This window comes from Streptomyces sp. NPDC102402, from assembly GCF_044765765.1.
Lineage (GTDB): Bacteria > Actinomycetota > Actinomycetes > Streptomycetales > Streptomycetaceae > Streptomyces.
This window is the reverse complement of the sequence record NZ_JBIWKR010000004.1, coordinates 42,512-55,194: the sequence shown is the minus strand read 5'-3', so window position 1 is coordinate 55,194 and position 12,683 is coordinate 42,512. Positions and strand designations below refer to the sequence as shown.

13 protein-coding genes are annotated in these 12,683 nt (G+C 68.9%); 7 read left to right on the top strand and 6 right to left on the bottom strand.

What is annotated here, in order from left to right; all coding sequences use genetic code 11:
• Positions 1-199 precede the first annotated feature (199 nt).
• Positions 200-709: a hypothetical protein gene (locus ACIRJR_RS14045; RefSeq protein ID WP_403778878.1), complete on the top strand. Its 510-nt coding sequence runs from the start codon at positions 200-202 to the stop codon at positions 707-709.
• 558 nt (positions 710-1,267) lie between these two features.
• Here the strand turns inward: ACIRJR_RS14045 and ACIRJR_RS14040 are convergent.
• The 4 genes from ACIRJR_RS14040 to ACIRJR_RS14025 form a co-directional block, all read right to left on the bottom strand.
• On the bottom strand, positions 1,268-1,621 hold the full coding sequence (locus ACIRJR_RS14040; protein WP_403778875.1) for an STAS domain-containing protein: 354 nt from the start codon (positions 1,619-1,621) through the stop codon (positions 1,268-1,270).
• Positions 1,618-2,925 carry a PP2C family protein-serine/threonine phosphatase gene (locus ACIRJR_RS14035; RefSeq protein WP_403780301.1) on the bottom strand — a complete coding sequence of 436 codons (1,308 nt, stop codon included), beginning with the start codon at positions 2,923-2,925 and terminating at the stop codon, positions 1,618-1,620. Before ACIRJR_RS14035 ends, ACIRJR_RS14040 begins: the two co-directional genes overlap by 4 nt.
• Positions 2,926-2,927: 2 nt before the next feature.
• Positions 2,928-3,728 carry an alpha/beta fold hydrolase gene (locus ACIRJR_RS14030; RefSeq protein WP_403778872.1) on the bottom strand — a complete coding sequence of 267 codons (801 nt, stop codon included), beginning with the start codon at positions 3,726-3,728 and terminating at the stop codon, positions 2,928-2,930.
• A 341-nt stretch (positions 3,729-4,069) separates the two neighbouring features.
• Positions 4,070-4,459, bottom strand: a complete 390-nt coding sequence (locus ACIRJR_RS14025; protein WP_403778869.1) for an ATP-binding protein — start codon at positions 4,457-4,459, stop codon at positions 4,070-4,072.
• An 829-nt stretch (positions 4,460-5,288) separates the two neighbouring features.
• Between ACIRJR_RS14025 and ACIRJR_RS14020 the strand changes: the two genes are divergently transcribed.
• The 5 genes from ACIRJR_RS14020 (at position 5,289) to ACIRJR_RS14000 (ending at position 9,253) form a co-directional block, all read left to right on the top strand.
• Positions 5,289-5,627 (top strand): MerR family transcriptional regulator, encoded by a 339-nt coding sequence (locus tag ACIRJR_RS14020; RefSeq protein WP_403778866.1) that lies wholly within the window; start codon positions 5,289-5,291, stop codon positions 5,625-5,627.
• A 773-nt stretch (positions 5,628-6,400) separates the two neighbouring features.
• The gene (locus tag ACIRJR_RS14015) at positions 6,401-6,604 is read left to right on the top strand and encodes a cold-shock protein (protein WP_056786685.1); all 204 of its coding nucleotides are present in this window, start codon (positions 6,401-6,403) and stop codon (positions 6,602-6,604) included.
• A 323-nt stretch (positions 6,605-6,927) separates the two neighbouring features.
• Entirely contained in the window at positions 6,928-8,433 is a 1,506-nt protein-coding gene (locus ACIRJR_RS14010; protein WP_403778862.1) for a DEAD/DEAH box helicase, read from the top strand.
• A 46-nt stretch (positions 8,434-8,479) separates the two neighbouring features.
• A complete protein-coding gene (locus ACIRJR_RS14005; RefSeq protein ID WP_403778859.1) occupies positions 8,480-8,884 on the top strand; it encodes a CBS domain-containing protein in 405 nt (134 codons plus the stop codon).
• Between the two features lie 57 nt (positions 8,885-8,941).
• Positions 8,942-9,253, top strand: a complete 312-nt coding sequence (locus ACIRJR_RS14000) for an SCO5918 family protein (RefSeq protein WP_403778856.1) — start codon at positions 8,942-8,944, stop codon at positions 9,251-9,253.
• Between the two features lie 104 nt (positions 9,254-9,357).
• On the opposite strand, the gene ACIRJR_RS13995 is transcribed toward ACIRJR_RS14000, so the two are convergent.
• Positions 9,358-9,717, bottom strand: a complete 360-nt coding sequence (locus ACIRJR_RS13995; protein WP_403778853.1) for a hypothetical protein — start codon at positions 9,715-9,717, stop codon at positions 9,358-9,360.
• Between the two features lie 445 nt (positions 9,718-10,162).
• Here ACIRJR_RS13995 and mihF point away from each other — a divergent pair, with 445 nt between their 5' ends.
• On the top strand, positions 10,163-10,363 hold the full coding sequence (gene mihF, locus ACIRJR_RS13990; protein WP_403780298.1) for an integration host factor, actinobacterial type: 201 nt from the start codon (positions 10,163-10,165) through the stop codon (positions 10,361-10,363).
• 704 nt (positions 10,364-11,067) lie between these two features.
• Here mihF and ACIRJR_RS13985 read toward each other — a convergent pair.
• Entirely contained in the window at positions 11,068-12,294 is a 1,227-nt protein-coding gene (locus tag ACIRJR_RS13985; protein ID WP_403778850.1) for a PP2C family protein-serine/threonine phosphatase, read from the bottom strand.
• Between the last annotated feature and the right edge of the window lie 389 nt (positions 12,295-12,683).

Below are 12,683 nucleotides of genomic sequence, written 5' to 3'. Positions count from 1 at the left end.
GGTCCCCTACGCCTGGCGGGGACGACCGCCCGCTGAAACCCAGCCCCGGGACCTCACCGCCCACCTCACCGTCGTCGCCGAGTATCGGGGGCGCCGCATCCACTGACAGCCGGAGCCGGGCGCGGCATAATCTGCTGTGCGGCAGACCGGTGGGGAGGCGGGTGTGCCGTGCCGGATTCGTCTCCCCGATGGAGGCCCCGTGCGACGCGTATTCCTTGCCGCAGCCGTTCTCGTTACCCTGGCGCTCGGGACGGCGCCCGCGTCCGCGTCGTCCGTGCCCGGCGGGTGGGAACCGGCCCCGACGCCCCCGTACGACGTGCCGGCCGGGGCCCGTTGCGACGTCCCGGTCCATACCGAGCCCGTGGTGGACGAGGTGGTGCAGCGGGTCCTGGAGCGGCGGCCGGACGGCTCTCCCTCCCGGGTCGCCTACCGTGGTGACCTCGTCGTCCGGGTCACCAACACGGACTCCGGCGCCTTCTACGACGCCGATGTCAGCGGCAGCGCGATCGTCGACCACCACGCGGACGGTTCGCAGAAGTGGTACGTCGTCGGCCCGGTGCTGGCGGGCGTCGGTGAGAACGCCGGCAACCTGGCACGTGGCCTGTACGTGCTCGACGGCGTGTACACCATGGACATCAGTGCCACCGGCTACAAGTCGGTGCACCTGGTCCGCGGGTCCGCCGACGACGTGTGCGCGCGGATCGGCTGACTGCGGACCACCGGCTGGTGGGCCGTTGGGAATGGTCGAGGTCTGGGCATCTCGGTGTCGGCCTCAGGACCCTGACCGCACCCTGTGAACTCTGCCCCTCTCAGCACTTCTGCTGGAGCACGGGCCACGATCGGGCTGGAAGCGGGTTGGGGGAGTGGGGGGTGCAGAGTTGCGGTCACAGCGCCCAAGCATCGCTCACAACTGACGAGCACAAAGGACGAACTGGCCTTTCCCATGATTCCTCTGAACGCAACACGGCGTCCCCCTGCCCCGGCAGCTCTTCGCTGCGGAGGCATCCACCGGCGGCCGTGTATCGGAGCTCTCTGGTACCACTCGGGCGGGGCGCAGGACTACGTCACCGCACGTGCGTCCAAGCGCCTGCTTCTTGAGTGAATCGGAGCCTTGCTGTTCGCCTGTCGAGGCACGGCCGGCCGCTCAGAGCACCGACCTCGCCTCCTGTCCCTCCGGCAGGCTGCTCCGGGTCCCCGTGGACGCTGCGCCCGGACGCGCACTCAGGCTCCTGATATTCCAGGAACCTGACCATCCGGGATGACAGGGTCAGCTGGCGGCGGAGCTGCGGGCGATGGCTGTTGTGGCGTCCGGGTGGATGGTGAGGACCTGGTCCAGGCCGGTGATGCGCAGGATGCGGGCGGTGTGGGAGGGGACGGCGGCCAGGGCGATGGTGCCGCCTTGTTCGCCGGCCAGGTTTCGGGCCGTCAGCAGAGCGCTGATTCCGCTGGAGTCGCAGAAGTCCAGGCCGGCCAGATCCAGGACCAGCAGGCGTCCTGTGGCTACGGTCAGGCCGTCCATGGCCTCGCGCAGTTCAGGCGCGGTCTCATGGTCGAGGTCGCCGGAGATCTTCAGGACGGGGCCGGTGGCGGCGTCTCGGACGGTGATCGTCAGTGGGCTCATGTCAGGTTGTCACTCGCGGTGGTGGGAAGCGGGGCGGGCACGCCGAGGGCGAGCAGCGCTGTGTCGTCGTCGAGTCCGTCGCCGAAGGAGGCGAGCAGCCCGCTCAGAGCGGCGATCAGGGCCTGCGGGCCCGCCGGCGGCTGAGCCGCGGCAAAAGAATGCAGGGCCTCCTCGCCGTACAGTGCGCGGTCTGGCCCGGTGCGTGCCTCGGTCAGACCGTCGGTGTAGAGGAGGAGGGTGTCGCCCGGCAGCAGCCGGGTGTGGGCGGCGGTGAAGGGGGCCTGCGGCAGGACGCCGATGAGCAACCCGCCGGGGGTGGGGAGGTAGTCGGCGTTGCCGTCGGCGCGCTGGATCAGCGCGGAGGGGTGGCCGCCGGAGGCCATGTGCACCCTGACGTGGCCGTCGTCGAGTTCCAGGACGCCGAAGATGGCGGTGCAGTAGCGGCCCTCGCCGCTGGAGTATCGGTCGTGCAGGACCGTGTTCAACGTGGTCAGCACGGTGACGGGGTCGGCGTCGTGCAGGGCGGCGGCGCGCAGGGTGTAGCGGGTCAGGGAGGTGACGGCGGCGGCTTGGGGGCCCTTGCCGCACACATCGCCGAGGAAGAATGCCCACCGGCCGGCGCCCAGGGGGAACAGGTCGTAGAAGTCTCCGCCCAGCAGGTCCGGGGAGGCCGTGTGGTAGTAGGAGGCGGCCTCCAGTCCTGGAACCGCGGGCAGCTGCGAGGGCAGCAGGCTCTGCTGGAGGACGGCGAGCGCCTCCTGGAGCCGGGCCCGGTCAGCCTCCGCGCGCTGGTGGGCCGCTTCAGCCTGCCGGTGGGCTTCCTCCGCCGCCTTGCGGCCTCGCAGCAGCTCCGCCTCGTAGACGCGGCGCTCGCGGGCGTCGAATACCGTGGTGCGGACCAGCAGCGGCTCGTCGTTTTCGCTGGTCTTCACCTTTGAGGTGACCAGTACCGGCATTCGCTGCTTTCCGGCGGCCTTGAGGTCCAGGGCGATGCCGTTGACCTCGCCTTTCATCTGCAGCAGCGGCGCGAAGTGCGTCTCGTGGTACAGCTTGCCGCCCACGGTGAGCAGGTCGGTGAACCGCATCCGCCCCACCACCCGGGACCGGTCCAGGCCCAGCCAGTCCAACAGGGTGGTGTTGATCTTCGCGATGGTGCCGTCCATCAGTGTCGACAGATAGCCGCACGGGGCCTGCTCGTAGAGCTCCTCGGCACTGTCCTCCAGCAGCGACGTGAACGCCGCGTCCGTGGCGTCCACGTCCTGCTCCTCACCCGGCTCGGGCACCGGCTGGTCGGTGCGGCACATCATTAGGCCGCTCCGAGGAAGTCGGTGATCGCCTCAGCGGTGGCTTGCGGAGCACTCAGCTGCGGGCAGTGCCCCGTCGCCCTCAGGGTCATCAGGCGGCTGCCGGGGATCGCCGCGTGGACGTAGGCGCCGACCTCGCGGGGAGCGATCACGTCCTGCGTGCATTCCAGGATCAGCGTCGCCGCCGTGACCGTCTCGAGGTCAGCGCGGCTGTCGGAGAGGAACGTCGTGCGGGCGAAGACGCGGGCCATGTCCGGGTCGGTCGCGCAGAACGAGGTCGCCAGCTCCTGTCCGAGTTCCGGCCGGTCCGCGTTGCCCATGATGACCGGGGCCATTGCCGCAGACCAGCCCAGATAGTTCGACTCCAGCGATTCCAGCAGCTCGTCGATGTCCTCGGCGCTGAATCCGCCCCGGTAGCCGTCGTCGTCGATGTAGCAGGGCGAGGGCGCGACCATCACCAGACGGGAAATGTGCTGCGGCGCCTTCGCCGCCGCGAGCACCCCGACCATCGCGCTGACCGAGTGCCCCACGAACGTCACATCCCGCAGGTCCAGCTCCCCACAGACCTCCAGCACATCCTGGGCGTAGCCCTCCAGCGAGCTGTAGCGCTCCTCATCCCAGGCCGACGGGTCTGCCCGGCCCGAGCCGACGTAGTCGAAGAGCACCACCCGGTAGCTCTCAGCCAGCGCGGGAACCACCAGGCGCCACATGTTCTGGTCACAGCCGAACCCATGCGCCAACAGGAGCACCGGCCCGTCCGTACGGCCGGTGACGGTGACGTTGTTCCTGCGACGGATATCCATACCCGTCAGTTTCGCACCACCCCACCCACCCGACGCAGGGGCCTGACACCCGGAGGCTCCCCAGGGCTATGACTGCCTCTCGGCCGGCCACGGTCTGCAATGCGGCTTTGTTCGCCTCTTGCGCTACGTCAGCGGGCTGCTGGGCGGCCGAGGGTTGGGCGGCTGGGTGGTCTGGGCGGCTTTGAACGCCGCTGATGGTGGCCCGTTGCTGTGGTGGGACCGGAGACAGCCCTTGGCTGAGCATCACCCGTTGTCTCGCCCGGAGCCCCACCTCCGGGGAGCTGTGCGCTGAGCATCTTCCAGCAAAGCGCCAAGCTCGGGCCGGCCTTGCCGGGCCTGCCTTATCGGGCGATGAGAGTGGTGAGGGTCTTGCCGCCGGACGGCCGACGGGTGACCGCTGTGGTGCGGGCGAGGCGGTTGACCATAGGCCAGCCGAAGCCTCCGGTGGCGCCGTCCACATCGGGGGCGCGCATGCGGGGGCTCTGAGGGCTGCGGTCGTGCACGGCCACCTCGATGTCGGCCGGGTGCGCGTTCAGGTCCAGTGTGAAGGTGCCGCCGCCGTGGCGCAGGGCGTTGGTGACGAGCTCCGAGACGACCAGGATCACGCTGTCGGCGGTCTCTGACGGGATCGGACGCAGGAGTCGCTGGAGGAAGGTCCGGGTGCTGTCGCGTGCTTCGGCGACGGATGCCGCTGCGTGGGCGGGTGTGACGGTGAGGCTCATCGCGCTCATCAGGCCACAGGCTCTCTGCTTCGGCGTAGTTGGTTCGGCCTGGACAGTGCTTCTGCCCAGCCCCTGGTCCGGCGAACGCTGCGGCGTCACTGGCCAAGGTCGGTTTCCTCCTTGCCGAGCACGCGAAAATCTATGACGGTCAGGGTAGACATTGGGTGGTGGTGTGGTTATGGTTTCTCTTGTAGCCAGAGGGACAGCAGAGCCGGGCAGGGAGGAACTGCCTGGCAGCAGCGCAGGTAGTTGCAGTTCGCAGGACGGTGCGGTGGCGGAGTTTCGAGGCCGGAGTTTGTGCAGGACGGCGACGGGACTGGCGACCGGACCGGGCGGTCCGCAGTGATCAGGGGCCGCCGTGAGCAGGACCGCGGTTAACGCAGTAGCAGTGCAGTACGTGAGTGGTACCTCGGTGAAGGCGTCGGCTGCGGGCGCGCGCATCGAGAGGTTCGGCAGTGGGGTTCCAAGCCAGAGCAGACGAAGGACGGGCAACGGGGCTGGCTGCCGGAGAATGCGGCGCTGTCGCAGGCCACTGAGTAGCGGGCATCACAGTTCGCAGTACCGGTAGTGATCCCAGAGGGATGAACGGAGGAACCAGGCGCCATCAGGATCGCCCGGACGCCACGCCGGTCCGGGTACCGCAGGACATCGATAGTGAGGTGGTCTCCGGTCAAGCAACCGCGATCCCCGCACCCCCGGCCACAGCGTTCAGGTCGGGTTCGCGGAAACAGAAGGCCGGCGCAGGACCAGAGCCGGCAGATGGTGTAGCAGTTCCTTCGGGGCCCCGGTGCCACTTGGCACCGGGGCCCCTCCAGCGTGTTCCACAAGAGAGGTGCAAGTGACAGCAGACGACTCCTTCAGCCGTCTCGACGACGACGACTACCCCGCCTACACCATGGGCCGGGCCGCCGACATGCTCCACACCACCCAAGGCTTCCTCCGCGCCATCGGCGAGGCCCGCCTCATCACACCCCTGCGTTCGCCGGGGGGCCACCGCCGCTACTCCCGCTACCAGCTGCGCATCGCCGCCCGCGCCCGCGAACTCGTCGACGCCGGGTCTCCGATCGAGGCGGCCTGCCGCATCGTCATCCTCGAAGACCAGCTCGAGGAAGCCCAGCGCATCAACGCCGAACACCACCGAGGGACCAAGCCGCCCGGCACGCCGACCTCGGCCTGAAGTCCTGCCCGTCCATCGGGAAACCGGCAGGTGTCGAACCTGCCTGCCGGAAGTGCCCTCGATGGTCGTTCCCCTGCCGTTGCCGTGCCCGGAAGGGCGCCCTCGTCCTCGGCGTGAGTACTCTGTCGTGCCGCAGCCTCTCCAGGCAAGAAGTCCATCGGTTGGCCGGGGCGGCGTCCGCGGGGAGGCTTCAACACAGTGAGGGCTTCGCCTGCAGAGCCAAGGGCAGCTTCCCGGACGCGTACCGCCCAGCTCGTGATGTGCCCTTCGGGCCACCGTGAGCTCCAGCCTGGTCAGGCCGTGCTGTGTGCCGAGATCGCGGGCCGCGCAGCCCCAGCCCACGACCGTCGGCCGTGCCACTGGGCTGTTGGGCAACAGGTGCGCCTTCCCTGACTCCCCGTTCTGACGGGCGGACCTGCATCCGTGGGGTCGGTATCCCGCGCTGTGAAGGTACGCGTCTTTCCTGCAACGCTGCGCTCGGGGATGGTCGATATCTATGGCCACGGCGTGAGGGTTCACTGCGCCGCGCCGGGAGTGTTCTTACCGCGGCGAAGAGAGTGGAATTATTTATCGTACGCGGACCATTACGGCATGCTACTGTCGATCTCGGTTGCAGTTGTGGTTCCCAAAACTTCAAGCTTCTGCGTGGTATCTTTGGCCAGCGGAAACTTCATTGTATTTCCGGTTTCTTCTCCGGGCGGGGCATCATCGCGGCGACGCGGAATCCGTGCATCACGGATTCCGACGTACCTGCCCCCCTAAGGAGATATGATATGGCGTCAGGCACTGTGAAGTGGTTCAACGCGGCCAAGGGTTTTGGCTTCATCGAGCAGGACGGTGGCGGCGCTGACGTGTTCGCCCACTTCTCAAACATCGCCGCTCAGGGTTTCCGCGAGTTGCTCGAAGGCCAAAAAGTCACCTTCGACATCGCACCGAGCCAGAAGGGCCCGACGGCCGAGAACATCGTCCCCGCCTGACGCTGACGCGCACGTCGTAGCTGAGGCCCGCATCCTTCGGGGTGCGGACCCACCTCCGGGCACCCTCCGCGAGTGGTTCCACCTGCGGTAAAAACCGCCGCCCGCAAGCCTTCTCGATCCCCACTCCTTCCGAGTTCCACTTATCGGTGGAACTGGATGCCTCGCCGATATGGCGTCACTCATTTCATGGTCTGCATCCCGCTTCAGGGGAAACGCAGGTCTCATTTTATTTCTCATTCCGCTCGGCTCGTTCTTGTGATTCCCCGCGCTGTTCTTCCGCTGCGAGAATTCCTTGATACGTGCCGTATCAAGGAAGGTTCTGAATGAACCCCACACGTACGAACAATCGCTCTTCCCGCAGCCGTGCCACCGACTCCGGCCGGGGCGGTAGCCGCTTCAGCTCGACCGCCTCGACCCGTTCCGCTGCCCCGGCGCGTTCCGGCGGTTCGGGCCGCTCGGCCGGCAATGGGCGGCGGCCTGCCGCGGTTCAGGGCGAGTTCGCTCTGCCGGTCACGGTCACTCCCGCCCTGCCTGCCGTCGAGGCGTTTGCCCACCTCGACATGCCGGGGCAGTTGATGGCGGCGCTGACCGCCCAGGGGGTGAGCGTTCCGTTCCCGATCCAGGGGGCGACCCTGCCCAACACCCTCGCGGGCCGCGACGCCCTGGGACGTGGGCGTACCGGCTCCGGCAAGACCCTCGCCTTCGGCCTGGCTCTGCTGGCCCGCACCGCCGGTCAGCGTGCCGAGCCCCGGCAGCCGTTGGCCCTGGTCCTCGTGCCGACGCGTGAGCTGGCCCAGCAGGTGACCGACGCCCTGGCGCCGTACGCCCGCTCGGTGAGGCTGCGCATGGCCACCGTCGTCGGCGGCATGTCCATCGGCCGGCAGGCCAACGCGCTGCGCGGTGGTGCCGAGGTCGTCGTGGCGACGCCTGGCCGGCTCAAGGACCTCATCGACCGGGGTGACTGTCAACTCGACCAGGTCGCGATCACTGTGCTGGACGAGGCCGACCAGATGGCTGACATGGGTTTCATGCCCCAGGTCACCGCGCTGCTGGACCAGGTCCGCCCCGAGGGCCAGCGGATGCTGTTCTCCGCCACCCTGGACCGTAACGTCGACCGCTTGGTCCGCCGCTACCTCACCGACCCGGTCGTCCACTCCGTCGACCCCTCCGCCGGTGCGGTCACCACGATGGAGCATCACGTGCTCCACGTCCACGGCGCGGACAAGAACCGTACGACCACCGAGATCGCAGCCCGCGACGGCCGGGTGATCATGTTCCTGGACACCAAGCGGGCCGTGGACAAGCTCACCGACCACCTGCTGGCCAGCGGTGTGAGGGCCGCCGCTCTGCACGGCGGGAAGGCGCAGTCGCAGCGCACCCGGACCCTGACCCAGTTCAAGACAGGGCACGTCACCGTTCTCGTGGCCACGAACGTCGCCGCCCGCGGCATCCACGTCGACAACCTCGACCTCGTCGTCAACGTGGACCCGCCGACCGATCACAAGGACTACCTCCACCGCGGTGGCCGCACCGCGCGGGCCGGGGAGTCCGGCAGCGTCGTCACCCTCGTCACCCCCAACCAGCGCCGAGACATGACCCGGCTCATGACCGCCGCCGGCATCGTGCCCCAGACCACCCAGGTCCGCTCCGGCGAAGAGGCACTCGGCCGCATCACCGGCGCCCAGGCCCCATCCGGCATTCCAGTGACGATCACCGCGCCGGTGGTCGAGCGGCGCCGGCGCAGCGCGCCCTCACGCGGTCGGCGCAGCCCCACCTCGGCGGCCCGGCGCGTGACCGCGCATCAGGCATCCTTCGACGCGGCTGCCTGAGAACGTCCTGATCCGGAAGCTGACCCAACTGTGCAGGAGGCACCTTTTGACGCTGGTTCAGATGCAGCCCGGCTCGACCGAAGTCACAGCGGCAGGCAGGACGGTGGCCGACGCGATGGAGACCGCCGGGCCGCAGGTCTGTGACGACATGACCGTCGAGGTGGCCCTGTCCGTCATGGCCAGTGCCCTCACCGGGCATCTACTGGTCTGCGACGACAGCGGCCTGTGCACCGGGCTGGTCACCCAGTCACGGCTCGCAGCAGTTCGTGACAGCTCCGCGTACTCGGACAGGGTCCAGCTGCGGGACATCCTCGGCGACCGAGGGCCGTTCACCTCGCCCGTGTCCACCATGGCCGAAGCCAGGCACATGATGCGCCACAGCGACGTCGATGCCCTGCCTGTGGTCGACGAACACGGCAGTGCCCTGGGCGTCCTCGCCCTCGTCCGCTGAGCCGTCCCGGCCCCGGGCAGAACCACTCCTTCTTCGTTCCTCTTCCTGTGAGGCATCATGCGCTGTGTCATCGCCCGCTTCCCGTTCGACCTGACCAGGAGCGGCGTCCTGGAATCGATGAAGGGCATCAAGCCCGAGCACGCTTCCGGCGAGTCCGTGATCATCGGCCGACGCACCTACCCCGTCAAACAGGTCGGACAGGTCATCACACGCCAGGACCGCCGCGACTTCAGCGCCGGAGAAGTCCTGCGGGCCATGACCCAGCTCGGCTTCACCTGCCGCGGTCCAGTCCCGGCCACCGCCCCCACCCGGATTCTCAGCCCGTTGCAGCGGGCTTCCGCGATGCTCGGCGCCCCTGTGGCTGCCTGACCGACGGACAGATGCGAGCCGCCGGTACGCGGCGGTGAGGGTCCGGGCGACGCACCCCGGCCGGACCCTCACCACGTATCGAGGTGTCCCGGCACGGCAGTGGGTCAGTGGTCGGAGTAGCTGAAGTCACCCATCGTCCAGGCACTGACGTCCTCGATCGCGACCCGGTACATCCCGCCCGTCTCGGGGATCCCCACCGTGCCCTGCAGAATCCGAGCCACGTGGAAGTGCAGATGCGTAGGCGGCCCTTCCTCGGATGCAGCGGCGGTGAACATGGAAGAAAAGTCACTCAGGCGGGCCGAGTCCGCAAGGACCTCCGACACCCGCTGCCTCCAGACGGCTTCGGGAGCCAGGCGGCCCGTGATGACAGCACCACCGGCAACCACGGTCAGAGGCATCTGATTGCTGCGCCCGGACTCCACCAGGGCGGCAACGTCAACAAGCAGCGCGTCATGCTTCGACATGAGCCCGATTGTATTCGTCTGTCATCGGCCTGCCTTCCTGCGGTGCCGCTCCGGGCAGGACGGCGCTGAGGCCCTGTCGTGGAAGGGGTGGAACCGGCCGTGAGCGGCACGGCAGTCGAAAATTCTCCCGCCTACGGCCGCCTGGTCAGAGGGGAGACGAGTCGGCTTACGCCGTGTCGAGTCGGTCCTTGCACTCGGCGCATGCTCCGTTATGGGGGACCCGGGTTTGGTCAAGCTGATGGGGCGGGTTGAGGGTCGTAGGGAGGTGCCGTCGCGGAGCATCGCGAAGTGCAGGTCGGTCTATCGTCTCGTGAGGCAGCGGAGGGCTTGGGTGTGGTGCTCGCCCTGGCTGATCTTCCTTGTCGTAGCAGGTGCGGGAGGCGGGGTCGGCCAGGGCGGCGAACGCGGAGGAAGAAGGCCCGTTTGAGCTGCTTGTCAGGTCACACTGCATGATGTCCTGAGGCGGGACGATCCCGTCGTAGCCGGGAGTCCCGTGCGCCGCCGCCTGGAGGCACTGCCCAGCATCGGGAAGATCCGTGCTAGCCAGATCCTCAGCGAGTTCGGCATCTCGGAGACCCGCCGCATTCAGGGTCTTGGAACCCGCCAGCGAGAGCGGCTCCTCGCGCACTTCCCGGCTGAGGCCTGATTGCTTCGTTCGGCGGCGGCTCGAGAAGCCGCGCCGGAACGGCTTCCTGGAAAGCTTGGCCGGTCAAGCGCCGCGCACGGCTTTCGGGACGTGATCGTCCGCCATATGTGGCCGCGGATGCAGGTCCCCACTGCCCCCGAGGGACACCTGCTGGCCCGCGCCACCGCGACCGAAACCAAACAGTGACGTCCCTGCACGAGCGGCGGCTCGCGCGCCTTCCCGCGGACACCAGGCCACAGCCCTCGGTGGCCCCTCATGACCAATTGCTCCGACGCCGTCGCATCAGCGACGGCGACCACCGTGAGGGAGACGCCCAGCGACCTGACCCTGCCCCGCCAGCGAGACGTGACCGAGCAGGCCGCCGATGCCGCCATCGATAGCTGCCGCCGCCCGGCACGGCTCCTGTCGGGCGACCACCCCGGACCGGTCATGGCACGCCCTGCTTCCTGCGCTGCCAGCACTGGTAGCTGCAGGGCGGTCGCAAGGGCCGGAATCGCGTAGAACGCCCGCTCCAGTGGGAGTTGACGGGCAAGCAGCACCGGCACGAGACCGGTGAGCATCAGAGTGTCTACGCCAGCTGATCACTTCGGGGTATCGTGCCTGCCACTCCACCCTCTCCGATGCCTGCCGTCCCTGAGGCCCGTCGCGCAAGGCCACGTCACCGGGTGTGCGGGCAGGTCCGGGACGCTGCCGCGCGCGCTCGGTCACAGGCGGACGACGACCAAGGCGGTGTCGTCCGTGTTGCCACCCGGGGGGATCAGTTCCGCCAGCAGGGCGTCCGCGAGGGTCTCCGCATCCGCCTCTCCGTGCCGACCGAGGCAGTCGGCGAGCCGGTTCATGCCGGTGTCGATGTCCTCGTGGCGGCGTTCGATCAGGCCGTCGGTGTAGAGAACGAGGGCTGCGCCCTCGGAGAAGGCCGCTTCGGCCTGGACTCTCGGAACGTGCTCGAAGCGGGCGCCGAGCGGCGGGTCGGTGGCCCGGTCGAGGAACTCGACTGCCCCGTCGGCGTGCAGCAGGGCGGGCGGGGGGTGGCCGGCGCTGCTGTAGGTCACGGTGCGGTTGTCACAGTCGATCACCGTCTGCAAAGCGGTGGTGGACTCGGCACCCTCCACCGAGCGGGCGTAGAGGCCGAGCGCGTCGAGGGCCGCCGCGGGGCCGTCGGCCACACGGACGGCTGCGCTGAGCGCACTGCGGAGCTGACCCATGACGCCTGCCGCGGTCAGGCCGTGGCCGACGACGTCGCCCACCGCGACCGCGAAACAGCCGCCGGGCAGTTCGGCCAGATCGAACCAGTCGCCGCACACGTTCAGCGACCCGACTGCGGGCTGGTAGCGCACAGCGCCGCGGCGGCCCAGCGGCCCGGGCGCGGGGAGCATCGCGGACTGCAGGCTCAGGGCGACCTCGCGTTCGCGGGCGTGGGCCCGGCGCAGCCGCTCGTTGACCTCCTGGAGCTCCCGGGCGCGGGTGTACAGCTCGGCCTCCAGGGCCCTGGTCCGGTCCCCGCCGAAGCGCCCGCTACGGGCGTGGAGCAGTTCGGTGACCTCCTCCACCCGGTGCAGCACCAGCGTCACCCGCCCGTCCGCGTCGACGACCGGGGCGTTGACCGGGCTCCAGTACCGCTCCTCCCACCGGCCGGGACGATCGGGGTCCTCGACGTCGTAGCGCTGCAGAGCCATGGCGTCGCGCTCCCCGGTGGCCGCCACCCGTAGCAGCGACGCCTGCAGGTTGCGCGTGCCGGTAGCGGCATGATCGTTGGGGTTGTCCGGGAATACATCGAACATGTAGCGGCCGACGATCTGGCCACGGGTGCGCCCCGACGCGCGCAGATACGCCTCGTTGACGTCTGCGTACACCAGGTCGGTGGTGAGCAGGGCCGCCGCGGCCGGCAGGGCCTGGAAAACCGCCTCGTAGTCGATCCCGGAGTGTTTCACGACGCCCTTCGCCTCTTGTGCAACAGCGGTCCGGCGAAACCTGCCGCACCGGACACCCGCGGGATCCCGACGTGACAGCGGCCGAACGCCCACAGCGTGACCCAGCCCGGCAGCCCACGGCTCCATTGCGCCATCGGCGGCATGTCACCTGCCGTCGGTCACCCAGGTGAGCTCATGGACCTGCGTGCGGCGGGCGTCCGTGGGGGCCGCCGACCCGAAGCGTGGGCCCCGACAGGGACGCTGACCCGGCCGACGAGCCGACGCCGATTTCTCGCACGGCCGCAGACGGGCCGTTTCAGGTTGAGATGTCTTCGAGTGTCCGGATGAGCGAGCCGTCCACGGCACAGTCGTCCAGGCCCAACGGTCCACGTGGCGCAGTTCGGCCGACA

Excerpts from the sequence above, each read along its gene's own strand:
- ACIRJR_RS14040 (WP_403778875.1), bottom strand. The coding sequence starts at position 1,621 with ATGAGCCCACTGACGATCACCGTCCGAGACGCCGCCACCGGCCCCGTC.
- ACIRJR_RS14035 (WP_403780301.1), bottom strand. The coding sequence starts at position 2,925 with ATGTGCCGCACCGACCAGCCGGTGCCCGAGCCGGGTGAGGAGCAGGAC.
- ACIRJR_RS14030 (WP_403778872.1), bottom strand. The coding sequence starts at position 3,728 with ATGGATATCCGTCGCAGGAACAACGTCACCGTCACCGGCCGTACGGAC.
- ACIRJR_RS14025 (WP_403778869.1), bottom strand. The coding sequence starts at position 4,459 with ATGAGCGCGATGAGCCTCACCGTCACACCCGCCCACGCAGCGGCATCC.
- ACIRJR_RS14015 (WP_056786685.1), top strand. The coding sequence starts at position 6,401 with ATGGCGTCAGGCACTGTGAAGTGGTTCAACGCGGCCAAGGGTTTTGGC.
- ACIRJR_RS14010 (WP_403778862.1), top strand. The coding sequence starts at position 6,928 with ATGAACCCCACACGTACGAACAATCGCTCTTCCCGCAGCCGTGCCACC.
- ACIRJR_RS14000 (WP_403778856.1), top strand. The coding sequence starts at position 8,942 with ATGCGCTGTGTCATCGCCCGCTTCCCGTTCGACCTGACCAGGAGCGGC.
- ACIRJR_RS13995 (WP_403778853.1), bottom strand. The coding sequence starts at position 9,717 with ATGTCGAAGCATGACGCGCTGCTTGTTGACGTTGCCGCCCTGGTGGAG.